Raw genomic sequence first — 23,841 nt, forward strand, 5'->3', positions numbered from 1 at the left:
CGGAATCGGCACCCCAATCATCCACAGCAGTAATGAGCGCATGATGTTTCTCCTTACTTAACGTTGAATGGTACGACGCGCGGTGTAGTCCACCCCTTCCGCTTCCAGCCATACGACACGATCACGCTGACGGCCACCGAGCAGCGCGGCAAGGCTGGCGAAGAATGCCCCACACAACAGTGCAACGAAGGTCCACAGGGCCGTCCAGGCCGCCACTTTGGCTGCCGTATCAGCGGCCTGCTGCACCTCTACCTTGGCCTGTTGAACCTGAGCGAACACTTGATCGACCCGTGCCTCGGCCTCGGCCTGGCTCAGGCGGGTACGCTGGGCCACCAGTTGCGCCAGGTAAGCGCGGTCACCTTCGGCCAGCGTCCCTTGCGCGATGGACTTGGCAATAATGCGCGCCGCAATACCATTGGCGGCGTCATCACTGACAGGTGCCGGGCCGTCATTGCGGAACAGGCTGTCAACGAAATAGGCATTGGGATCAGGCTTTGGCGCCATGCTGGCGGCAGCCCCTACCGCGCTTGCCCCGGCCTGCGCACCGGCAGTGGCAAGGCCACCGGCGGTGCTCAGTATCAACATGGCCGCCACCAGCGTGGCCACTGCCCAGGCAAGGAAGCCATGGGCCGTATCACGAAAATACACTTCATCACCCTGCAGATTGGCCCACTTCACCCGCAGCCGACCGGCGATATAGCCGCCCAAGCCTGAGGCGAAGATCTGTGTCAGTAGCAGCCAGATGATCGCCGAAACACCCAGGGTCTGGGCGCTGGCACCTTCATCAGCCCAGGGCGAGGTAGCCGCGAAGCCTAGCCCCGCACCCAGCACCACAAGGATCAATGACAACGCGGCAGCCGCTGCGGCCCCCGCGAAAATGGCCGCCCAGGACACGCCAGAGCGATGCTGTGAATCGACATACGGGTAATCGGCAGAGGGGATCATGGTTTTTCGCCTTTGTAGTGATCAACAAGTCCGTTCGCCCTAGAGCCGGTGCAGGGGATGTGCCAGTTGTGTCAAAAAATGACACCCAACTGAATCAATGACTTAAATCACTGGGCCAACCAAGGACCGTGCAAAATGCCGGATTCACCACACGCCAACGCCGTGTTCTGCAATGCCGGTTGATCTGGCACTATCTGCCCATGACCTCCCAGTACCCAGCCGACGGCCCGCAACAGACGCCCATCACCGCCGAAACTGTGATGCGCTACCACTTGTGCTGGAAGCACCGCGACCTCGACGGCGTGATCGCGCTCTACCACCCCGACGTCCAGTACCACGACTTCTTCCAGAACCGCGTGCTCGGCTTCGACGCGCTGCGCGACTACGTGCGCGCCTGCCTGCCCCATGAAGCCGGCGAGGACATCGTCCACAGCGACCGAATCCGCGTCGATGGCTGCACTGCGTTCATCCAGTACCAGGTCACGGTGCAGGGCGGTGAAGGCCTGGTGGCGTTCCAGTCCAGCGAGGCCATCACCGTCAAGGACGGACTGATCTGGCGCGTCAACGAATACGCCACGCTGGTCCGGCAGAACAACCGAGGGCAAGCTGGCAGCGGCCCGCGCCCGGCCACCAGCCGCCTGGGCCTTTCACCGCGCCAGCTGTCAACCATGGCCCAGGACCTGGAGTGCTACTTCCAGCGTCAACGCCCCTACCTCGACCCTGAACTTGACTTGCAGCAGGTCGCCGATGCCAGCGGCTACAGCCGCAACCAGATCTCCTACCTGCTCAACCAGGTGCTTGGCCAAAGCTTCTACCGCTACGTGAACCAGGCGCGGCTACAGCACCTGATGGCCAGCCTGAACGACGACAGCGTCGAGGCAACGATCGATGAGCTGGCGTTCAGCGCGGGCTTCAATTCGCTGTCGGCGTTCTACAAGTGCTTCCGTGAACAGACCGGGCTCACACCCAAGGCCTACCTCAAGCAAATTTCCCTGCGTGCACGCACGTAAGACAGCCCTCCCCCAACGCCACTAGGATCGCCCACAGACCTTGACGGATGTGGAGCCGAAACTGATGCAACCCCTGCGCACGCTCAGCCTGTGGATGGACCAGCTCGACGAGCCGCTGTGCGCGCGCCCGGCACTGCGAAACGACCTTGACGTTGACGTGTGCATCATCGGCGCCGGCTACACCGGCCTGTGGACCGCGTACTACCTAAAGCGCCAGGCGCCCCAGCTGAACATTGCCGTGATCGAAGCCAACATCGCCGGCTTCGGCGCCTCTGGGCGCAATGGCGGCTGGCTGATGGGCAACCTGCTCGGCGAAGACCGCCTGCTTGCCGCTCTGTCGCCGCAACAACGCCGCGCCAGCATCGACCTGCTGCATGGCATCCCCGATGAAGTCCACGCCGTGCTGCAACGCGAAGCCATCGACTGCGACTACCGCAAAGGTGGCGTGCTGTACTGCGCCGCCCGCTACCCGGAACAGGAACGCAGCCTGCGTGCCTACCTCGATGACCTGTACCGCCAGGGCATGACCGAGGATGACTACCGCTGGCTGCGGCCCGAGCAACTGGACGCACAACTGCGGGTGAGCAACGCCTACGGCGCGATCTACAGCCCGCACACCGCGACCATCCAGCCCGCCAAGCTGGCCCGCGGCCTGGCCCGAGCGGTAGAGGCGCTGGGCGTGCCGATCTACGAGAACACCCCTGCCATCGACTGGCAGCCCGGTGAAGTTCGCACCCCCTTGGCGCGCATCCGCTGCCAGTGGACGGTGCCCGCCGTGGAAGGTTACGCCGCCAGCCTGCCACCGCTGGGCAAGCATCAGCTACCGGTGCAGAGCTTGCTGGTGGCGACCGAGCCACTGCCCGATTCGACTTGGGAGCAGATCGGCCTGGCCGAGGGCCAAGCCTTCAGCGAAAGCAGCCGTCAGGTTACCTACGGCCAGCGCACCGCCGACAACCGCCTGGTGTTCGGCGCCCGTGGCGGCTATCGCTTCGGTGGCCGCCTGCGCGAAGACTTCACCCTGACCGAAGCCGAAGTCGAACTGCGCCGCTACCTGTTCAGCGAGCTGTTCCCGCAGCTCAAGCATGTGCGCATCACCCACTCCTGGGGCGGCAACCTGGGCATGGCCCGACGCTTCCGACCGCACATGCTGTGCGACCGCCAGCGCGGCATCGCCTTGGCCGGCGGCTACGGCGGCGAGGGGGTCGGCGCCACCAACCTCGGCGGGCGGACGTTGGCGGCACTGATCCTCAACCAGCACAACGCACTGACCGCGCAACCCTGGGTACTCGACAACCGCCCATTGTCGAGCCTGGCCAGCTGGCCACCCGAGCCCTGCCGCTGGTTGGGCTACAACGCGATCATCCAGAGTTTCGTCCACGAGGACCGTACCCTCGCCAATCGCGCCAGCGCACCGTGGCGGCGGCGCCTGGCCAGCTCACTGGCAGACTTCATGGAAGGCTTCATGCACTGACTTACCGTTCACCTACACAGGATCCACCGGTCATGAACATCACTCACTTCAAACACACTGAAAGCGCCGTCCTGGACAGCACCAACCCGGTCGCAGTGCCGCTCGGCGAGCCCGTGGCGGTGACCTCGGTCACCTGCGTGGAACGCAGCGATGGCGTCGAAACCGGCATCTGGGAGTGCAGCCCCGGGCGCTGGCGGCGGCAGATCGTGCAACAAGAGTTCTGCCACATCATCAAGGGTCGCTGCACCTTCACCCCCGACGGTGGCGAGCCCCTCTACATAGAAGCCGGAGACGCACTGACGCTACCGGCCAACAGCACCGGTACCTGGGACATCCTGGAGACCGTGCGCAAGACTTACGTGCTTATTTTCTGATCCGCTGATCGCCTGCCTTCGATAACAACAGACAAAGCAAGGTAAACCCGACATGCGCACCCTTCTTCTTGCACCTCTGATGCTGGCCGCCAGCATGGCCAACGCCGCCGACACGGTGAAAATCTACAACTGGTCCAGCTACGTCGCGCCGGACACCCTCAAGCACTTTCAGCAAACCACGGGCATCAATCCCACCTACGACGTGTACGACAGCAACGAAACCCTCGATGGCAAGCTGATGACCGGCAATTCCGGCTACGACGTGGTGTTTCCGTCCAACCACTTCATGGCCCGGCAGATTCAGGGCAAGGCCCTGAAGAAGCTGGACAAGTCGCAGTTGCCCAACTGGCAAAATCTCAACCCGGTGCTGCTCAAGGCACTTGAGGTCAACGACCCGGGCAACCAGTACGGCTTCCCGTACCTCTGGGGCAGCACGGGCATTGGCTACAACATCGATAAGGTCAAGGCAGTCCTCGGCGACAACGCGCCGCTGGACTCATGGGACCTGATCTTCAAGCCCGAGTACATGAGCAAGCTGAAAAGCTGCGGCGTCGCAGTGCTGGACAACGGCCCCGAGCTGCTGCCGATTGCCCTGCATTACCTGGGCTTACCGCATCACAGCCAGGACCCGAAGGACTACGAGAAGGCCAAGGACTTGCTGATGAAGGTGCGGCCGTACATCAGCTACTTCCATTCATCCAAGTACACCGGTGACCTGGCCAATGGCGATATCTGCGTGGTGGTGGGCTTCTCCGGTGACGTGCTGCAGGCGAAAAACCGCGCTGATGAAGCAAAGAATGGGGTGAAGGTGGGGTATTCGATCCCCAAGGAAGGCGCGCCGATGTGGTTCGACATGGTTGCCATGCCGGCCGATGCCCCCGATGAGAAGGCGGGGTATGCCTACATGAACTACCTGCTGCAGCCGGAGGTGATGGCCAACATCAGTAACCACGTGCAGTACGCCAACGGCAACCTCAAGGCTGACGGCCTGGTGGACCCGGCGATGAAGGGCAATACGATGATCTACCCCAGTGACGAAGTGATGGGCAAGCTGTATGCGCTGGAGGCGATGCCGGCGAAGATCGACCGCATTCGCACCCGGATCTGGACCAGTATCAAAGCCGGAAACTGACAACAGCTTCAAGCCGCAAGCTACAAGAAAGGCGGGCCAATACAGGCTCGCTTCCACTTGTAGCTTCCAGCTTGAGGCTCGAAGCTGCTTTTAGTGGTGCTCGCGAGTAGCGCGGAATTTCACATCCGGCCAGCGCTCTTCCATCAACGCCAGGTTGACCCGGGTCGGCGCCAGGTAGGTCAGGTGGCCGCCACCGTCGATGGCCAGGTTCTCCATGGCCTTGGTCTGGAATTCCTCGAGCTTCTTCTTGTCATCACAGCTGATCCAGCGCGCCGACCACACGGTGATCGGCTCGTAGGCGCACTCGACTTTGTACTCTTCCTTCAAACGGCTGGCCACTACGTCGAACTGCAGCACACCGACCGCACCGAGGATGATGTCGTTGCTGCGCTCGGGGAAGAACACCTGGGTCGCCCCCTCTTCGGCCAGCTGCTGCAGGCCCTGGCGCAGCTGCTTGGACTTGAGCGGGTCCTTCAGGCGCACACGGCGGAACAGCTCCGGAGCAAAGTGCGGGATACCGGTGAAGCCCAGTGCTTCGCCTTCGGTGAAGGTGTCGCCGATCTGGATGGTGCCGTGGTTGTGCAGGCCGATGATATCGCCGGCAAAGGCTTCTTCCAGCTGCTCGCGCTCGGACGAGAAGAAGGTCAGTGCGTCACCGATGCGCAGGTCCTTGCCGGTACGCACGTGGCGCATCTTCATGCCCTTCTCGTACTTGCCCGAGCAGATGCGCATGAAGGCGATACGGTCACGGTGTTTCGGGTCCATGTTCGCCTGGATCTTGAACACGAAGCCTGTGAACTTCTCTTCTACCGGCTCCACGGTACGCTCGTGCGCCACACGGGCCAGCGGGCGCGGCGCCCAGTCGACAACGGCGTCGAGCACATGGTCGACACCGAAGTTGCCCAGTGCGGTACCGAAGAACACTGGGGTCAGTTGGCCGTTGATGAACTCGTCCTGATCGAATTCATGGCAGGCGCCCTGCACCAGCTCAAGCTGTTCGAGGAAGCGATCATATTCGTCACCCAGGTGCGCACGCGCCTCATCGGAATCAAGCTTCTCGATGATTTTTACCTCGGTACGCTCATGGCCGTGGCCCGGGGTGTAGACGATGATGTAGTCGCCGGCCAGGTGGTACACGCCCTTGAAGTCGCGGTAGCAACCGATCGGCCAGGTGATTGGCGCGGCCTTGATCTTCAGCACCGCCTCGATTTCGTCGAGCAGTTCGATCGGGTCGCGGATATCACGGTCGAGTTTGTTGATGAAGCTGACGATGGGCGTGTCACGCAGGCGGCAGACGTCCATCAGGGCGATGGTCCGCGGCTCTACACCTTTACCGCCGTCGAGCACCATCAGCGCCGAGTCCACCGCGGTCAGGGTGCGGTAGGTGTCTTCCGAGAAGTCTTCGTGGCCGGGGGTGTCGAGCAGGTTGATCATGTGCTCGCGGTACGGGAACTGCATCACCGAGGTGGTGATGGAGATGCCGCGCTGCTTCTCCATTTCCATCCAGTCGGAGGTGGCGTGGCGGTCGGACTTGCGCGACTTCACGGTACCGGCGACGGCAATGGCCTTGCCCATCAGCAGGAGCTTCTCGGTGATGGTGGTCTTACCGGCGTCGGGGTGGGAAATAATTGCGAAAGTGCGGCGCTTCGCGACTTCGGCGGCCTGGTTGGTCATGGGAAATCGCCTGACTGGGGGATTCGAAAAGGGGCAATATCATACCTGAGTTTGGCCGGGGACCAAAATTTGATCCCCGCCCCCCGTCGAGCGGATGCTGAGTTACTTGCTGCTAGTGGCGCTATCGGTGAACCCATCCAAGGTGACAGGAGGGCGACCCGGCATGCGCGCCACCAGCTCAAGCGTCCCCCCCATCGCTTCAACATAGCTGCGCAGTGTAGAAATCAGCATATCGGAGCGATTTTCGACCTTGGAGATGTTGCCCTGCCTGATATCCAGCCTTTCGGCCATGCTTTCCTGGGTCAGCTCAAGCTGCTTGCGCAACGCCTGCAATGTCATCTCTTCGCGTATCAGCTCACGCCCTCGCGCTTCGGCTGCCACCTGCAGTTCCAGTGGCAAACTCTCAATGACCTCATCAAGTGTCTTGGACATTGCTATCTCCTTCTCGTAAATACTTGTCGAAACGATCATCGGCCCGCTTGATCAGTCTCCGGTAAAACAGTGCTTCGCTGAGTCCCGTCTTATTTCCAGCTACCAGAGCTACGGCTTTACGCGCTGGGTCAAAAGCAAATGCAACACGCCAGACTCCATCACACGCAGAAAATCTCAGCTCTTTCATGTTGTTGTGACGAGACCCCTTCAGTGTGTCCACCCTCGGCCTACCCAGGGTTGGCCCTTGAAACTCCAATAGCCTCAGATGGGCCACGAGCTCTTTCTGGACCTGCTTGTCGAACCCTTCGAACTCCACGACGAATTCGGTACAGAAATGTATCGACCAAGACAAAATATACCCCCCAAAGAATATTCCTTCAAATAGATATCAAGGAAATCGAGAGAGGAATTTTGTCCATCAGGACAAATGGATCGAAAGCAGGTAAACCAACGCCTTAAGGTAGGAATTGCGCTGTTTTTTCGTACGAAAGTTCACTGACCCAGTGATTAACACTGGCCAAATGCCGCCTCAGATGGGAACCTTTACGCCCTCGGAGACGTCCACTCCCCTGCAACCCGCTTCGCTTGGGGACTGGTTTCATCAGCTTTTTCGGGCCCGACGGGGTTCGGCTCATGGCCTGATCGCTGCCTTGCGCACGCATCACGCTGCTACTCGCGAACACACCCACCGCCGCCAGTGATGGCCGGCAAAAAAAGAAGTGTGCTCGCCGACAACACAAGGAGTCCGCCTGTGGCTACACGCTACGGAAAAGGGCTGTTGGGATGCGCCACCGTGCTCGTCATCCTGGCCCTGCTGATCCACTGGATCGGCATCGACACGATCGCGCGTTACCGCGACGATCTTGGGTTCTACCTGCAAGCGCACCTGGTACTGGTGCTGGCTTCGATGGCGGCGGCGTTGGCCGTGGGCATCCCCGCCGGCATTGCGTTAAGTCGACCGCACCGGGTCGACAAAGCCGAACGCTTCATGCAGTTCTTCAACGTTGGCAACACCATTCCCCCTCTGGCCGTTCTGGCCATCGCGCTCAGTATCCTGGGCATCGGCGCCGGGCCCGCGATCTTCGCGCTGTTCCTCGCCTCCCTCCTGCCCATCGTGCGCAACACCTACGAGGGCCTGAAAAACGTCCCCGCCTCGCTCAAGGAAGCCGCCACCGGCATCGGCATGACCCCGCGCCAGCAACTGTGGCAGGTGGAATTGCCCAATGCCGTGCCGATCATCGTCGGCGGTGTGCGTGTTGCCCTGGCCCTGAACGTGGGCACCGCGCCCCTGGCGTTCCTGATCGGCGCCAACAGCCTGGGCAGCCTGATCTTCCCTGGCATCGCCCTGAACAACCAGCCGCAGCTGCTGCTGGGCGCCGCTTGTACGGCGCTGCTGGCATTGCTGCTCGACGCCCTGGTGAGCTTCTCCAGCAGGCGCTGGCTGGAACGTGGCCTGGCCCAATAAGAAGAGGGAACGTATGAAGAAGAGAATCGCCTTGCTGCTGGGCGCGGCCCTGCTGTTCGCAGGTTTTGCCCAGGCAGCGGACAAACCGCTGATCCGTATCGGTGCGCGGGTGTTCACCGAACAGACCGTGCTTGCCGAAATCACCGCCCAATACCTGCGCTCAAACGGTTTCGATGTGCGCGTGACCACCGGCCTTGGCAGCAACATCGCCCGCCAGGCACAAGAGACCGGCCAGCTCGACCTGATGTGGGAATACACCGGTGTATCGCTGGTGTCGTACAACCACATCGACGAACGCATGCCCAACGCCGAGGCCACCTACGCCAAGGTCAAGGCACTGGACGCAAAAAAGGGCCTGATCTGGCTGACCCCCTCGAACTTCAGCAACACCTATGCCCTGGGCCTGCCCAAGCAAGTGGCCGAAGCCTACCCGCAGGTGAACTCGATCAGCGACCTCAACCAGGTGCTGCGTGATGAGCACGACCGCACCCACCTGGTGGCCCTGGACACCGAGTTCGCCAACCGCCCTGATGGGCTGGTAGGCCTGCGCGAGCTGTACGGCTTGCCGCTGGACCGCCGCAACATCCGCCAGATGGATGGCGGCCTGGTGTACACCGCGATGCGCAACAACCAGGTGTTCGCCGGCCTGGTGTACACCACCGACGGGCGCCTGAACGCCTTCGACCTCAAACTGCTGGACGACGACAAGCACTACTTCCCCGACTACACCGCCGCCCCGGTGGTGCGCAAAGCCGTGCTAGACGCCAACCCCAACCTGGCCACCCTGCTCAAGCCGCTGGCCGAGCAGCTCGACGACGAAACCATGCGCCAGCTCAACGCCCAGGTCGACGTCGAACACCAGAACCCCACCGCCGTGGCCGCAGCCTTCCTGCGTGAGCATCCTTTGAAGGAGGTACAGCCATGAGCCTGCTCGACACCTTCGCCCACCTCGACTGGGCCCAGGTCCTGCAACTGACCTGGCAACACATCATGCTGGTCGGCGTCGCCGTCAGCCTGGCCATCCTCGTCGGCGTGCCACTGGGCATCCTGATGACCCGCTTCCCGGCCGTCGCAGGCCCGCTGCAGGCCAGCGCCACGGTGCTGCTGACCATTCCCTCGATCGCCCTGTTCGGCCTGCTGCTGCCGTTCTATTCCAAGTTCGGCCAAGGCCTCGGCCCGCTGCCGGCGATCACTGCGGTATTCCTCTACTCACTGCTGCCGATCCTGCGCAACACCTACCTCGCCCTGACCAACGTCGAGCCCGGTATCCGTGAAGCCGCGCGCGGTATCGGCATGACCTTCGGCCAACGCCTGCGCATGGTCGAACTGCCGATTGCGGTGCCGGTGATCCTCGCCGGCGTGCGCACCGCCGTGGTAATGAACATCGGCGTGATGACCATCGCCGCGACCATCGGTGCCGGTGGCCTGGGCGTGCTCATCCTGACCTCCATCAGCCGCAGCGACATGTCGATGTTGCTGGTCGGCGCCGTGCTGGTCAGCCTGCTGGCGATCATCGCCGACCTGCTCCTGCAAACCCTGCAACGTGCCCTGACTCCAGAAGGACTGCGCTCATGATCGAACTCAAGAACCTCAGCAAAACCTTCAACGTCAACGGCAAGGATGTCAAAGCCGTCGACGCGGTCAGCCTGACCGTCAACGAAGGCGAAATCTGCGTATTCCTCGGCCCCTCGGGCTGCGGCAAGAGCACCACGCTGAAGATGATCAACCGCCTGATCACGCCCACCTCCGGCCAGGTGTTCATCAATGGCGAAGACACCAGCGGGCTGGACGAAGTCACCCTGCGCCGCCACATTGGCTACGTGATCCAGCAGATCGGCCTGTTCCCCAACATGACCATCGAGGAGAACATCACCGTGGTCCCGCGCCTGCTCGGCTGGGACAAGCAGAAGTGCCACGACCGCGCCCGCGAGCTGATGCACATGATCAAGCTCGAGCCAAAGCAGTACCTGCAGCGCTACCCGCGTGAGCTTTCCGGTGGCCAGCAGCAGCGTATCGGCGTGATCCGCGCGCTGGCTGCCGACGCGCCGGTGCTGTTGATGGATGAGCCGTTCGGCGCAGTCGACCCGATCAACCGCGAGATGATTCAGAACGAGTTCTTCGAGATGCAGCGGGCGTTGAACAAGACCGTGATCATGGTCAGCCACGACATCGACGAAGCGCTCAAGCTGGGCGACAAGATCGCCATCTTCCGTGCCGGCAAGCTGTTGCAGCTGGACCACCCGGACACCCTGCTGGCGCACCCGGTGGATGACTTCGTCAGCAACTTCGTCGGCCAGGACAGCACCTTGAAACGCCTGTTGCTGGTGCGTGCCGAAGATGCGGCGGACAACGCCCCGTCAGTCAGCCCGGACACGCCAGTGAGCGATGCGCTGGAGCTGCTGGACGAGCACGACCGCCGCTATGTAGTGGTGACCGATGCGCAGAACAAGGCGCTGGGCTATGTGCGCCGGCGCGACATGCACCGCCAGCAAGGGGCCTGCGGCGACTTCCTGCGCCAGTTCAATGCCACCGCATCGCACGATGAGAACCTGCGCATCCTGCTGTCGCGGATGTACGAGTTCAACCGGGCGTGGTTGCCGGTGCTGGATGCCGAGCAGGTGTTCTTGGGCGAGGTGACGCAGGAGTCGATTGCGGCTTACTTGAGCTCGGGGCGATCGCGTGGGGCGAAGACCAGCATTGTGTCGCCGGCTGAGGCGGTGGTTTCCTGATTTTTTGGGGGCGCTTTGCGCCCCTTTCCGACCGGTCCGGCGCCCCGGCAAGGCCGCTCCTACACACATCTGTGGGGAGCGGGCTTGCCCCGCGAATGGGACGACGCTGTGTCAGAACCCTAAACTGGCCTGCACATAAAAGGTCCGCGGCTCACCCACATAGAGGCCAGCATTGTTGTCGCTGGAGCGGGTGAAGTACTGCTTGTCGAACAGGTTCTTCACCCCCGCCGCCACCTTCAGGTTGGCCATCTGCGGCCCGAAGTCATACCCCCCACGGGCATGCCAGGTCACGTAACCCGGAATATCCCCATATTGCCCATCGGCACTCGGCTCGGTGATGTAGTCACCATTGAAGCTGCCATCACTATTGATCCCGGTGCCCGGCGCACGCTGCTTGGATTGGGCATAGGCGTCCAGGTTCCAGGTCCAGCGGTTGATCGCATAGCGCACGCCGGCAGTGGCCACCTGGCGTGAGTAGAACGGCAGGTCACGCCCCTTGAAGCCTGGGATCTCCCCTTCGTAATTGGCACGGGTATAGGTGTAGCCGCCATTCACCGACATGCCTTCGAGCCGCGGGTCCAGCTCGGCCAGGTCAAAACGCAGCGACGCTTCGATACCCTGATGCTTGGTGGCGCCCAGGTTGGTCCAGCCGACATCGTTGCTGATGTACTGCAGCTCGTCATCGAAGTCGATGTAGAACGCTGTCAGTTCACCGGCGAAGCCGCCGTTGTCATAGCGCATACCCACCTCATAGGTCTTGGCCTTTTCCGGCTCCAGGCCGTTGGCCGTGCTGTTGCCGGTACCACCCTGGCCCAGTTGGAAGTACTGCAGGCTGCCGAACGAGGTCTCGTAGTTGGCGAACACCTTCCAGGTATCGGAGAGGTGGTACATCACGCTCAGTGCCGGCAGCGGTTCGTTGCTGGTGATGCTGCGCTTCTTCTCTGCCACCGGGCGGTTGTTGGCGTCCAGCACCGGGCGGTCGCGCCAGTCGGTGTTGATGTGCTCGAAGCGGATGCCTGGGGTGATGGTCCAGTTGCCGACGTCGATCTTGTCGTCGATGTAGTAGGCGCTGGCCTCGGTGCCGCCGCTACGGTCCTGGAACACATGGCCATCAGAAGTCGGGGTTGGCGTCGGCACGTTGTCGATCAGCGCCAGGCGGGTCGACTGCTCGCGCATGGCCTCTTTCAGGTAGCGGTAACCCACACTGACTTCCTGGGTAGTGGGGCCGGCGAAGAAGATCCGCGACAGGCGCGGTTCGATGGCGAAGGTGTGGTAGTTGCGCGGGTACGACGAGAGGGTCTTCATGTCACGCGAGGCGATGGCGCTGCCACGGAAGCTGTCGGTGTAGTAGGTCAGCACTTCGAACTGGGTAGCGTCGTCGAGCTGGCGCTGCCACTTGAACGATACATCCTTGCGCCGGCCGGCGAAGTAGTCGTAGTCGCGCAGTGACTGGTACGGGTTGCTGTCGTACTGGGCCTGGGTCAGGCCGCCGGGCATGTCGGCACGGCCATCGTAGTAATGGAAGTTGAGCCAGAACTCATCGACGTCGGTCGGGGCCCAGTGGGTCTTGAGGATCACATCGTCGATGTCGTTGCCGTTGTTGCTCTCGCGGTAACCGTTGCCGTTCACCCCGGTGTACAGCAGTGCTACGCCCATGCCGTTGTCGGCGGTGCCGCCGACGAAGGCCGACTCGGTGTGCTTCCAGCCGCCATGCTGCGAGGTTTCCAAGGTGGTGGAAAGCTCAGCCGAGGCCTTCTCTGGGATCGCCCGGGTAACGAAGTTGATCACCCCACCGACGTTCTGCGGGCCGTAGCGCACAGAACCTGCGCCGCGTACCACGTCGATGCTGTCCAGGTTGCCCGAAGAGATCGGCGCCATCGACAGCTGCGGCTGGCCATAAGGGGCGAACGCCGCCGGGATGCCATCGATCAACACGGTCGAGCGGGGCGACAGCCGCGAGGTCAGGCCGCGCACGCCAACGTTCAGCGACAGGTCGCTGCCACCGGTGCCGTTGGAGTCCTGCACCTGCACGCCAGGGATGCCGCGCAGCACGTCGCGAACGTTCATTGCACCCTGCTCGACCATGGCCTCGCGACGCACCACGGTGCGCGCACCGGGGTGGTTCTGCACCACGGCCTGGTCGGCATCGCCCAGCCAGTCACCGACCACCTTGATGTCGGTGGGCGCCAGCTCCAGGCTACCGCTGCCCAGGTCGAGGGTGGTCGGCAGCGGCTTTACCACCACTGTGTCCTGGGCCAGCTCGAAGGTCAGCCCGCTGCCTTGCAGCAACTGTTGCAGCGCCTGCACCGGCGCCAGGTTGCCGGACACCGCCGGGGCCTGTTTGCCGGCCACAAGCTCAGGGCTGTAGAACAGTTGCAGGTTGGTCTGCTGGCCCAATTGGCTCAGGGCCGAGGCCAGCGGTTGTGCCTGGATCTGGATTGCGCCGCCAGCCTGTTCGGCGTGGCTGTTGACGGCCACGGCACTGACCGCGAGAGCCAGCGCCAGGGCGCGAAAGCGTGGCAAGGATTTGTTGTTGTTCACGTCGTCAGACATCCTGAAGTGCGGGATAAACGCCAACCGCATGCAAATGTAAATGCTTGGCAGTTGCAGCTGGCGAGGAAGACGAACGAGCTGAAATAAACCTGAATCTATTTCGCGATTATTTCGCGAGAGCCGTCTTCATGGGCTTTGATGCCCACCGGCAAGATGCTCGGCAAGGCGCGCAGCAGTGCATCGGTGTCGTCGGTGCTGAAGGTGCTTGAGAGGCGCATCTGTGCCACCTTGCCGGGAGCAACCCGCAGCGGCTGGGTGCGGTAGCGGGAAACTTCGGCCACCACCTCGGCCAGGGTGGCGTTGTCGAACACCAGCTTGCCCTGGCGCCAGGCAGTCAGGGCTGCGGCATTGACCGCGTAGGGCGCCGCCACCTTGCCTTGTGCATCTATATGCGCGCCCAGGCCGGCCGTCAGTTGCGCCAGCGAAGCATCCTTGCCCTGCACCCGTACCGAGCCTTGCTCGACCGCTACGCGGGTGGCGGCCGGGTCCAGCCGTACATCAAAGCGGGTGCCGGTGACGGTCACGCTGCCTTGGGCCGTGTCGACCACGAACGGTCGGCTGCTGTCGTGGGCGACGATGAACATCGCCTCACCGGCGTTCAGTTGAATGTGCCGCCGCCCCGCGCTGAAATCGACCTGCAACTGCGTACCGCCGTTGAGCGTCAGCTGCGAGCCGTCCGGCAGTTCGACCTGGCGGCGCTCACCGAAGGCAGTCTGTAACAGGTCCTGATGATTGAGGCGCTGGTACTGCCAGCCACTCCAGCCGAGCCCCAGGGCAACCACTGCCACACCGGCCGCCAAAGCCTGGCGCAGCAAACGCCGCCGAGGCAGCTGGCGCACGGGCTCTGGCGCGCACAGGGCATCGAGGCGCTGGCGCGGTATGAAGTCGGCGGCGCGCCAGAGGCTGGCGAGCTGCTGGTATTCCTCGCGATGGCGTGGGTCCGCCTCCAGCCACCCTTGCAAGCGGGCCAGCAGCTCGGCATCCCGCGGCGCATCCTGCACGCGGGCGAACCATTCGGCCGCCTGCTCGCGGACGCTATCGGTACCGTGCCGTTTCATCGAAAAGGTCTCCTGACTCATCATGCCGACACATCCAGATGCTCACGCAGGTGTCGGAGGGTGCGGATCATATACTTTTCGACCATGTTCTTGCTCAAGCCCATGCGCTCGGCAATCTCGGCCTGGGTCAGGCCTTCGAGCTTCTGCCAGATGAACACCCGCCGGCAGTTGAGCGGCAACTCGGCCAGCGCCCGCTCGACACTGTCGGCAAGCTCCAGCGCGTGTACGTAGGCTTCAGGGTCACCGCTGTGGCTGGCGCTTTCCTCAAAGGCTTCCAGCGCCAGTGCCTGGCGCCGGTCTTCACGGCGAAAACCGTCCACGGCAATGTTGCGGGCGGTCTGGTGCAGGTAGGCGCGGGGCTGCTCGACCTGTTCGCGGGGGTTTTCCAGTACCCGTACGAAGGCATCGTGAGCGAGGTCCTCGGCCTGCTGACGACTGCGCAGCTTGCGCGTCCAGGTGCCGATCAGCTCATGGTAATGGTCGAGGAAGCCTTTGGGTCCGGACACGGTCGGGGTTCGTCAGGGAGGCAGATAAGGCTGCGAATAGTAATGTTTCTCATCAAGCACGGCAAATCCGTCAGTCGGTAACAAAAAATTTATAGGGATTTCAGGCACTGCAGTGCCAGGAAAATGTGGCCATAAATATGAACACCTCAGGGCCATTCGCGGGTGAGCCCGCGCCCACAGGATTAGCGCAATCCCTATGGGAGCGGGTTCACCCGCCAAAGGGCCGAAACGGTCCATTCCACAATATTTAACGCTTCAAACATCCCAGGGAACATCTGCCGGTCACATGAGTCGGTTATTCAAATGGCAGGTCGTCGATCCGCGACGAACATGCCCGGATTGCCTGTTGATCTTGCATTCTTCACGCCCTAAAGTGCGCGCCGAACGTCCATGCTGGAAACGATCCATCCGGCTCAAGTACTGAGTAGGCGAACCAAAGTGGGGATACGGAGGACGTTCAGTTTGCAGCCACTTATCTTTTCAGTTTGCCCATGGAGTCCCTGAGCATGTCGATCCAGGTCGAAGACTATTTCGCGCGTGACACCTTCCAGAAAATGAAGGCGTTCGCTGACAAGCAAGAAACCCCGTTCGTACTCATCGATACCCAGATGATCAGCAAGGCCTACGACGACCTGCGCGCCGGTTTCGAATTCGCCAAGGTCTACTACGCAGTCAAGGCCAACCCGGCGGTCGAGATCATCGACCTGCTCAAAGACAAAGGCTCGAGCTTCGACATCGCCTCGATCTACGAGCTGGACAAAGTGATGGACCGTGGCGTCAGCGCCGACCGTATCAGCTACGGCAACACCATCAAGAAATCCAAGGACATCCGCTACTTCTACGAGAAGGGCGTGCGCCTGTACGCCACCGACTCGGAAGCCGACCTGCGCAATATCGCCAAGGCCGCGCCGGGTTCCAAGGTTTACGTGCGTATCCTCACCGAAGGCTCCACCCCTGCCGACTGGCCGCTGTCGCGTAAATTCGGCTGCCAGACCGACATGGCCATGGACCTGCTGATCCTCGCCCGCGACCTGGGCCTGGTGCCGTACGGCATTTCCTTCCACGTCGGTTCGCAGCAACGCGACATCAGCGTGTGGGACGCGGCCATCGCCAAGGTCAAGGTGATCTTCGAGCGCCTGAAGGAAGAAGACGGCATCGAGCTGAAACTGATCAACATGGGTGGCGGCTTCCCGGCCAACTACATCACCCGTACCAACAGCCTGGAAACCTACGCCGAAGAGATCATCCGCTTCCTGAAGGAAGACTTCGGTGACGACCTGCCGGAAATCATCCTCGAGCCAGGCCGTTCGCTGATCGCCAACGCCGGCATCCTGGTCAGCGAAGTGGTGCTGGTAGCGCGCAAGTCGCGTACCGCGGTCGAGCGTTGGGTGTACACCGACGTGGGCAAATTCTCCGGCCTGATCGAAACCATGGACGAGTCCATCAAGTTCCCGATCTGGACCGAGAAGAAAGGCGAGATGGAAGAAGTGGTCATCGCCGGCCCGACCTGCGACAGCGCCGACATCATGTACGAGCACTACAAGTACGGCCTGCCGCTGAACCTGGCGATCGGCGACCGCCTGTACTGGCTGTCGACCGGTGCCTACACCACCAGCTACAGCGCGGTGGAATTCAACGGCTTCCCGCCGCTGAAGGCTTACTACCTGTAATGAAGAACGGGGCCGAAAGGCCCCGTTTTCATGTGTGTGTGTGTCAATGCCGGCCTCTTCGCGGGACAAGCCCGCTCCCACCGGACCCTGCTGTGCCACAGGAACAGATAACCTGTGGGAGCGGGCTTGCCCCGCGAAGAGGCCGGCACTGTAAACATTATTCCCGACGCTGTTCGAGTTCCTCGGCGTACCCGGCAGCATACCCCACCAGCAACGGTCCAGCGCCCTGCAGAGTGGCCACTGCACTGCGCAGAAAATTCACATTCCCCTCAACCCGCGCACGCTCCAGCCAAGGCCCAGCCTCAGCCACCTGTCCACGCTCGACCAGCACCAGCGCCAGGCTGAACATGCCGCGAAAGTCCCCCGCCTCTGCCGAACGTCGATACCAGCGCACCGCCCGCGCCGGGCTGGGCGCCGTGGCGATGCCCTGCTCCAGGTAACGCCCATACAAGTTCATCGACTTGGCATGCCCCATGTGCGCCGCTTTCTCGTAACAGAGCAACGCCTGGGCCTGGTTTGCCGGCACCCCACGCCCGGTGGCCAGCAGGTTGCCCAGGTTGTAAAGGCCCCAGCCCAGCCCCGCGTCGGCCGCACGCGCATAGTGGATGGCCGCCTGCGAAAGGCTCACCTCCCCCCCCCAGCCATGTTCCAGGCAACGCCCAAGCATGTTGTGCGCCATGGCATTGCCAGCCTGGGCGGCGATGCCGAACCAGCGCCGGGCCACACCGGCATCGGCTTCGATGCCACGCCCGTCGAGCAGAATCTGCCCCAGCAGCAACTGTGCCTCGACCGCCCCCTGCCCCGCTGCCGCCAGGATCGCCTGGGCAGCCTTGCCGGGGCTGTCTTCGAGCATGGCCTTGAGGCCTGCAACATCGATCACTTCTTCACGACGCAATTGGTATGACACGTCTCAGACCTCAGCCCAGCGGCGCAGCAGGTTGTGGTAGGTACCCGTCAACTGCAGCAGCGAAGGGTGCTCGGGCACATCGGCGGTGAGTTGCTGGATGGCATTGTCCATCTCGAACAACAGCGCCCGCTGGCTGTCTTCGCGCACCAGGCTTTGCGTCCAGAAAAACGCAGCATAGCGCTGGCCGCGTGTCACCGGGTTGACCTTGTGCAAGCTGGTGCCGGGGTACAGCACCAGGTCGCCGGCCGCCAGCTTCACCTGCTGCACGCCATAAGTGTCCTGGATCACCAGTTCGCCGCCGTCGTAACTGTCCGGGTCGCTGAGAAACAGCGTTGACGACAGGTCGGTACGCACCCGCTCCGCGCTGCCCTTGGGCTGGCGCAGGGCATTGTCGATGTGAAAGCCGAAGTTGCCGCCTTCGCGGTAGCAATTGATCAGCGGTGGGAAGACCTTGTGCGGCAGCGCTGCCGACATGAACCGGGGCGTTTTCCACAGGCGGTCGATCAATGCGCTGCCGAGCTCCTTGGCCAGCGGGTGGCCTTCAGGCAACTGCAGGTTGTGCTTGGCCTTGGCCGACTGATAACCCGCCGTGACCTTGCCATCGGCCCAGTCAGCCTGCTCCAGGGCCTCACGGATACGCGCGAGTTCGTCGGCATCGAACAGGCCGGGAATGTGAAGCAGCATGGCGGCGGCACCTGGGCAAATGTAAAGGCGTCAATGATATTGATTACCTTTTACACACCACAAGCCCCATTCGCCGATTAAGACGTTTCAGCCGACGAAAACCGTAACGGCAAACTGTAAAGATTGTAAATTCCTCACGAATGGTAACGACTCTCAATTGTTAGTCACAATTGCTTACATTAAGATCCGCCGCCTTATCACCTTGGGGAAGGTCCTTACCAATGCGTCACTACGTGCCATCTGCTGTGAGTTCGCCACGCCTGATCGTGACCGCCATCGGCGTCGCCATCACTGCCTCGACCGCCTACGCTGCCGAGCCTGCCGCCAACCGTGCCGTTACCCTTGATGCCACCAGCGTCAACGGCAAGGCCGAACAGGCCAGCACCGACTACAAGGTCGAGAAAGCCTCGTCGCAGAAGTACACCGCGCCGCTGGTCGATACACCGCGCTCGGTCACGGTGATTCCGCAGCAGGTGATCAAGGACACCAACGCCCTCAGCCTGCAGGACGCCCTGCGTACGGTACCTGGCATCACCTTTGGTGCCGGTGAAGGCGGCAACCCCCAGGGCGACCGCCCGTTCATCCGCGGCTTTGACGCCCAGGGCGATACCTACCTGGACGGCGTGCGTGATACCGGCGCGCAAACCCGTGAGATCTTCGCCATCGAGTCGGTGGAAGTGGCCAAGGGCCCGAACTCGGCCATCGGTGGCCGAGGCGCCGCAGGCGGCACCATCAACCTGGTGAGCAAGCGTGCGCACCTGGGCAACTCGCTGGACGGCGCCTGGACCTGGGGCAGTGACCAGACCCAACGCTACACCTTCGATGGCAACTACCAGTTCAGCGACACCGTCGCCGGTCGTCTCAACCTGATGACCCACGAGAGCAACGTCGCCGGCCGTGACAAGGTCAACTACGACCGCTGGGGCATCGCCCCGTCCCTGGCCTTCGGCCTGGGCACGCCGACCCGCGTCAACCTCGACTACTACCACCTGGAAAGCGACGACCTGCCGGACTCGGGCATTCCCTACACCATCCCGACCTCGGGCAGCGGCGGGCGCACCTCGGCGCACCCGAGCAAGCCGAACGACGGTGGCGACAGCGACAACTTCTACGGCCTGACCGGCCGTGACTTCCGCAAGAGCCGGGTCGACATCGCCACCTTCGCGATCGAACACGACCTGACCGACTCGCTGACCGTCAAGAACACCCTGCGCCATGGCAACAGCATGCAGGACTACATCCTGACCCAGCCGGACGACAGCAAGGGCAACGTCAACAACGGCAGCGTCTGGCGCCGTGCCAACAGCCGCGTCGGCAACACCGCCACCACCACCAACCAGACTGACCTGTTTGGCGAGTTCTACCTGGGCGGCATGAAGAACAGCTTCTCCACCGGTATCGAGCTGAGCCGCGAAGAGAGCAAGCGTTCGTCCTACACCGTTGACACCGATACCGTGCCGGGGGGCAGCGCCAACAGCAACTGCACCCCAGGCATGATCGGCGCCAGCAGCGGCTACAACTGCACCTCGCTGAGCAACCCGAACCCGGACGACCCTTGGAACGGCAATATTGCGCGCAACTACGCGGGCACCGACACCAAGAGCAACACCCGCGCCCTCTACGTGTTCGACACCCTGGAGCTGACGCCTGACTGGCTGCTGAACATGGGCCTGCGCTACGACCACTTCGACACCCAGTACCGCACTTACGATGCCGCCGGCGCTACCGTGGTGAACAGCAAGGGCGTTGCTTCCAAGGGCCGTGACACCAGCGAGTTCATCACCGGCCAGCTGGGCCTGGTCTGGAAACCGGCCGAAAACGGCAGCATCTACGTTTCCTACGCCACCTCCGCAACGCCACCCGGCGCAATGCTGGGTGAAGGCACCGAAGGCAACCCGCTGGGCAACACCAGTGACCGCGCCGGCAACCTGCTGAGCAGCGACATGGAGCCGGAAGAAACTACCAACTACGAGATCGGCACCAAGTGGGACCTGCTCGACCAGCGCCTGTCCCTGGCCGCCGCGCTGTTCCGCACCGAGAAGGAAAACGCTCGCGTGCAGGTAGATACCACCAGCTACGAAAACGTCGGTGAAACCCGCGTGCAGGGCATCGAGCTGTCGGCCAGCGGCAAGCTGACCGACGAGTGGCAGGTTTTCGCCGGTTATACCTACATGCAGGCCCGCCAGATCGACGGTGGCGCGCTGGGCAAGGCCAACGACGGCAACCAGCTGCCGAACACGCCGAACAACAGCGCCAGCCTGTGGACCACTTACGCGATCACGCCGAAGCTCACCGTCGGTGGCGGCGCGTTCTATGTGGATGACGTCTACGGCAGCGTGGCCAACACCACCATGGTCGACAGCTATGTACGTTACGACGCCATGGCGGCCTATAAGCTGACCAAGAACGTCGACCTGCAGCTGAACGTGCAGAACCTGACCAACGAGGTGTACTACGACAAGGCGTTCTCCACCCACTTCGCCAACCAGGCGGCGGGCCGGACCGCGTTGCTGACCACCAGCGTCCACTTCTAACGCAGCAACCCGGAGCCCCGTTCATTCCAGTGAGCGGGGCTTTTGCGTACCAAGGCATAATGCACGCCGCGCAGGTTGCGGCAGCACGACAAGGTGATCGATGTGGTGAAGAAGACGCTGTTCCAATTGCACTGGTTCTTTGGCATCACCGCTGGCCTGGTGCTGGCCTTGATGGGCATTACCGGGGCGATCTGGTCGTTTCAGGAAGAACTGCTGCGTGCGTTCAATGCCGATGTGCTGAAGGTAGAAGTGCGCCCCGAGGGCGTGCTGCCGCCCGCCGAACTGGTGCAGCGGGTCGAGGCTGCGCAAGGCGAGAAGGTGTCGATGCTGTGGGTCGACCTTCATCAGGGCAACGCAGCGCGAATCTTCTTCACCCCACCGCCGGGCCAGCGCCGCGGCGAGCTGCGCTATGCCGACCCGTACACCGGCGAGCTCAAGGGCGAAGTGGCCGGGCAGGATTTCTTCAACCTGATGCTCAACCTGCACCGTTTCCTGGCCATGGGCGACAGTGGTCGGCAGATCACCGGCGCCTGCACCCTGATACTGATCTTCTTCTGCCTCTCCGGCCTGTACCTGCGCTGGCCGCGCAAGGCACTCAATTGGCGGGTCTGGCTGACCTTCGACTGGGCCAAGAAAGGCCGCGCCTTCAACTGGGACCTGCACGCCGTGGCAGGTACCTGGTGCCTGCTGTTCTATCTGTTGTTCGCCCTCACCGGCCTGTTCTGGTCTTACGAATGGTATCGCCAAGGCCTGAACACCCTGCTGGCCGACGCGCCGGCAGCAGGCCAGCAGCAAAAGCGCGGCGAAGGCCGTGGCCGCCACGGGCCACAGAAGGTCGATAAAAACGCACCGCCGCTGGTGGTCGACTACGACGCCATCTGGGCCAGCCTCAAGGCTGCTGCAGGCCCCGGCCTGGCCGCCTACAACCTGCGCCTGCCACCGGCAGGTGGGCAACCGGCCAACTTGTTCTTCCTGCTGGACAACGCTGCGCACCCCCGCGCCTTCGACACCCTGATGCTGGACCCGGCCACCGGCCAGGTGAAAAACCACGACCGCTACGCCGACAAATCCTTCAAGGCGCAGTTGCTGCAGAGCGTTTACGCCCTGCACGTGGGCGAGTACTTCGGCCTGCCGGGGCGCATCATCGTCACCGTCGCCAGCCTGACCATGCCGCTGTTCTTCGTGACGGGTTGGCTGCTGTACCTCGACCGCCGCCGCAAGAAGCGCCAGGTGCGCGCCGCCCGCGGCAACGTCGACAGCGTCAACGCCGGCAGCGACAGCTGGCTGGTCAGCTTCGCCAGCCAAAGCGGCTTTGCCGAACAGCTGGCCTGGCAGAGTGCCGGGCAGTTGCAGGCTGCAGGCCTCCCGGTGCACGTCCGCGCCTTGGCCGAACTGGGCGAGGATGACTTGCGCCAAGCCCGCCGTGCACTGTTCGTGGTCAGTACGTTTGGCGATGGCGAAGCCCCTGACAGCGCCCGCGCGTTCGAGCGCAAGGTGCTTGGCCAGCCGTGGGCGCTGAACAACCTCAACTACGCAGTGCTCGCCTTGGGCGACCGTCAGTATCCGCACTTCTGCGGTTTCGCCCGGCGCCTGCAGGCCTGGTTGGCTGAGCGCGGCGCCAGCACTGCGTTCAGCCCGGTGGAGGTAGACAGCGCCGACCCGGCGGCCCTGCAGCAATGGCAGCAGGCACTGGCGCAACTGACCGGCGCTCAGCCGGTAACGGCCTGGCAGCCAGCAAGCTTCGGCAACTGGACCCTGGTGCAACGCGCGCTGATGAACCCGGGCAGCCAAGGCCAGCCGGTTTACCTGATCGGCCTGCGTGCCGAAGCGCCCGCCAGCTGGCAGGCTGGTGACCTGGTGGAAATCTTGCCGCGCAATGGTCAGCCGCGGGTCGATGCCTTCCTCCATGGCCTGGGGCTGAATGCCGACACGTCCGTGCAGCTCGACGGCCTGAGCGAAACCTTGGGTCAGGCGCTGGCCAGCCGCCAGCTGCCGAGCCGGCGCGATCACCTGGTGGGGCTGCACGCCCAGGCGCTGGTCGATGCGCTGGTACCGATCGGCACGCGTGAATACTCCATCGCCTCGATCGCCAGTGACGGTGTGCTGGAGTTGATCGTGCGCCAGGAACGTCACCCCGATGGCACCCTCGGCCTGGGTTCCGGTTGGCTGACCGAGTACCTGCCGGTAGAGGGCGCGCTGGGCTTGCGCCTGCGCCGCAACAGTGGCTTCCACCTGCCCGCGTCGCCGGCACCCATGATTCTGATCGGCAACGGTACCGGGCTGGCGGGTTTGCGCAGCCTGATCAAGGCACGCATCAACGCGGGCGAGCAGCGCAACTGGCTGTTGTTCGGTGAGCGTAACCGGGCCCACGACCTGCTGTGCGGTGATGAGCTGCAAGGCTGGCTGGGCAGCGGTGACCTGGCGCGCCTGGACCTCGCGTTCTCGCGGGATCAGGCAGAGAAGGTGTATGTGCAGGATGTGTTGCTGCAGCAGGCCGAAGCGGTCAAGCGCTGGGTCGCGGACGGCGCCTGTGTGTATGTCTGTGGCAGCCTGCAAGGGATGGCTGCCGGTGTTGATGCCGCGCTGAAGGGCATTCTCGGAGAAGCGTTGGTCGAGCAATTGATCGAAGAGGGGCGCTATCGGCGGGATGTGTACTGATCACTGCCACAACTGATACAGCCCGCCTTTGTGTAGGAG

The 23,841-nt window shown here is 62.8% G+C and carries 20 protein-coding genes; 11 read left to right on the forward strand and 9 right to left on the reverse strand.

Features of this window, described 5'->3' with window-relative positions:
• Positions 1-57 precede the first annotated feature (57 nt).
• A complete protein-coding gene (locus PC358_RS16325) occupies positions 58-945 on the reverse strand; it encodes a hypothetical protein (protein ID WP_033701140.1) in 888 nt (295 codons plus the stop codon).
• A 200-nt stretch (positions 946-1,145) separates the two neighbouring features.
• Here PC358_RS16325 and PC358_RS16330 point away from each other — a divergent pair, with 200 nt between their 5' ends.
• From PC358_RS16330 to PC358_RS16345, 4 genes are all read left to right on the forward strand, one after another.
• Positions 1,146-1,955: an AraC family transcriptional regulator gene (locus PC358_RS16330; RefSeq protein ID WP_033701142.1), complete on the forward strand. Its 810-nt coding sequence runs from the start codon at positions 1,146-1,148 to the stop codon at positions 1,953-1,955.
• A gap of 64 nt (positions 1,956-2,019) precedes the next feature.
• Positions 2,020-3,426, forward strand: a complete 1,407-nt coding sequence (locus PC358_RS16335) for an NAD(P)/FAD-dependent oxidoreductase (protein WP_033701143.1) — start codon at positions 2,020-2,022, stop codon at positions 3,424-3,426.
• Between the two features lie 32 nt (positions 3,427-3,458).
• Positions 3,459-3,800 carry a cupin domain-containing protein gene (locus PC358_RS16340; RefSeq protein ID WP_033701144.1) on the forward strand — a complete coding sequence of 114 codons (342 nt, stop codon included), beginning with the start codon at positions 3,459-3,461 and terminating at the stop codon, positions 3,798-3,800.
• Between the two features lie 52 nt (positions 3,801-3,852).
• Entirely contained in the window at positions 3,853-4,932 is a 1,080-nt protein-coding gene (locus tag PC358_RS16345) for a polyamine ABC transporter substrate-binding protein (protein ID WP_033701145.1), read from the forward strand.
• 90 nt (positions 4,933-5,022) lie between these two features.
• On the opposite strand, the gene PC358_RS16350 is transcribed toward PC358_RS16345, so the two are convergent.
• The 3 genes from PC358_RS16350 to PC358_RS27245 all read right to left on the reverse strand — a co-directional run bounded on the left by PC358_RS16350 (position 5,023) and on the right by PC358_RS27245 (position 7,354).
• Positions 5,023-6,606, reverse strand: a complete 1,584-nt coding sequence (locus PC358_RS16350) for a peptide chain release factor 3 (RefSeq protein WP_033701146.1) — start codon at positions 6,604-6,606, stop codon at positions 5,023-5,025.
• Positions 6,607-6,708: 102 nt separating this feature from the next.
• Positions 6,709-7,038, reverse strand: a complete 330-nt coding sequence (locus PC358_RS16355) for a helix-turn-helix domain-containing protein (RefSeq protein WP_033701147.1) — start codon at positions 7,036-7,038, stop codon at positions 6,709-6,711.
• Positions 7,022-7,354, reverse strand: a complete 333-nt coding sequence (locus tag PC358_RS27245; RefSeq protein ID WP_258714449.1) for a type II toxin-antitoxin system RelE/ParE family toxin — start codon at positions 7,352-7,354, stop codon at positions 7,022-7,024. The genes PC358_RS16355 and PC358_RS27245 overlap by 17 nt, the downstream gene beginning before the upstream one ends.
• Positions 7,355-7,789: 435 nt before the next feature.
• On the opposite strand from PC358_RS27245, the gene PC358_RS16360 reads away from it, so the two are divergent.
• Genes PC358_RS16360 through PC358_RS16375 form a run of 4 tightly spaced genes read left to right on the forward strand, consistent with a single transcriptional unit; the run spans position 7,790 to position 11,232 of the window.
• Positions 7,790-8,503, forward strand: a complete 714-nt coding sequence (locus PC358_RS16360) for an ABC transporter permease (RefSeq protein WP_033701148.1) — start codon at positions 7,790-7,792, stop codon at positions 8,501-8,503.
• A 13-nt stretch (positions 8,504-8,516) separates the two neighbouring features.
• Positions 8,517-9,428 (forward strand): glycine betaine ABC transporter substrate-binding protein, encoded by a 912-nt coding sequence (locus tag PC358_RS16365; RefSeq protein WP_033701150.1) that lies wholly within the window; start codon positions 8,517-8,519, stop codon positions 9,426-9,428.
• Positions 9,425-10,078: an ABC transporter permease gene (locus tag PC358_RS16370; RefSeq protein WP_033701152.1), complete on the forward strand. Its 654-nt coding sequence runs from the start codon at positions 9,425-9,427 to the stop codon at positions 10,076-10,078. The genes PC358_RS16365 and PC358_RS16370 overlap by 4 nt, the downstream gene beginning before the upstream one ends.
• Entirely contained in the window at positions 10,075-11,232 is a 1,158-nt protein-coding gene (locus PC358_RS16375; protein WP_033701154.1) for an osmoprotectant ABC transporter ATP-binding protein OsmV, read from the forward strand. The genes PC358_RS16370 and PC358_RS16375 overlap by 4 nt, the downstream gene beginning before the upstream one ends.
• Positions 11,233-11,343: 111 nt before the next feature.
• Here the strand turns inward: PC358_RS16375 and PC358_RS16380 are convergent, their stop codons facing one another.
• From PC358_RS16380 to PC358_RS16390, 3 genes are all read right to left on the reverse strand, one after another.
• Positions 11,344-13,773 (reverse strand): TonB-dependent siderophore receptor, encoded by a 2,430-nt coding sequence (locus tag PC358_RS16380; protein WP_077068619.1) that lies wholly within the window; start codon positions 13,771-13,773, stop codon positions 11,344-11,346.
• A gap of 107 nt (positions 13,774-13,880) precedes the next feature.
• Positions 13,881-14,843, reverse strand: a complete 963-nt coding sequence (locus tag PC358_RS16385) for a FecR family protein (protein WP_033701159.1) — start codon at positions 14,841-14,843, stop codon at positions 13,881-13,883.
• 20 nt (positions 14,844-14,863) lie between these two features.
• Positions 14,864-15,349, reverse strand: a complete 486-nt coding sequence (locus PC358_RS16390) for a sigma-70 family RNA polymerase sigma factor (protein WP_033701160.1) — start codon at positions 15,347-15,349, stop codon at positions 14,864-14,866.
• A 506-nt stretch (positions 15,350-15,855) separates the two neighbouring features.
• Between PC358_RS16390 and PC358_RS16395 the strand changes: the two genes are divergently transcribed.
• Positions 15,856-17,019 carry a type III PLP-dependent enzyme gene (locus tag PC358_RS16395; RefSeq protein WP_033701161.1) on the forward strand — a complete coding sequence of 388 codons (1,164 nt, stop codon included), beginning with the start codon at positions 15,856-15,858 and terminating at the stop codon, positions 17,017-17,019.
• 157 nt (positions 17,020-17,176) lie between these two features.
• On the opposite strand, the gene PC358_RS16400 is transcribed toward PC358_RS16395, so the two are convergent.
• Positions 17,177-17,926, reverse strand: coding sequence for a tetratricopeptide repeat protein (locus PC358_RS16400; protein WP_033701163.1), 750 nt, complete (start codon positions 17,924-17,926; stop codon positions 17,177-17,179).
• Between the two features lie 3 nt (positions 17,927-17,929).
• On the reverse strand, positions 17,930-18,610 hold the full coding sequence (locus PC358_RS16405; RefSeq protein WP_033701166.1) for a Fe2+-dependent dioxygenase: 681 nt from the start codon (positions 18,608-18,610) through the stop codon (positions 17,930-17,932).
• Positions 18,611-18,831: 221 nt separating this feature from the next.
• Between PC358_RS16405 and PC358_RS16410 the strand changes: the two genes are divergently transcribed.
• Positions 18,832-21,144 carry a TonB-dependent receptor gene (locus PC358_RS16410; protein WP_033701168.1) on the forward strand — a complete coding sequence of 771 codons (2,313 nt, stop codon included), beginning with the start codon at positions 18,832-18,834 and terminating at the stop codon, positions 21,142-21,144.
• Positions 21,145-21,246: 102 nt separating this feature from the next.
• Positions 21,247-23,802 carry a PepSY domain-containing protein gene (locus tag PC358_RS16415; protein WP_033701522.1) on the forward strand — a complete coding sequence of 852 codons (2,556 nt, stop codon included), beginning with the start codon at positions 21,247-21,249 and terminating at the stop codon, positions 23,800-23,802.
• Positions 23,803-23,841: the final 39 nt, after the last annotated feature.

This window comes from Pseudomonas capeferrum (assembly GCF_000731675.1).
Lineage (GTDB): Bacteria > Pseudomonadota > Gammaproteobacteria > Pseudomonadales > Pseudomonadaceae > Aquipseudomonas > Aquipseudomonas capeferrum.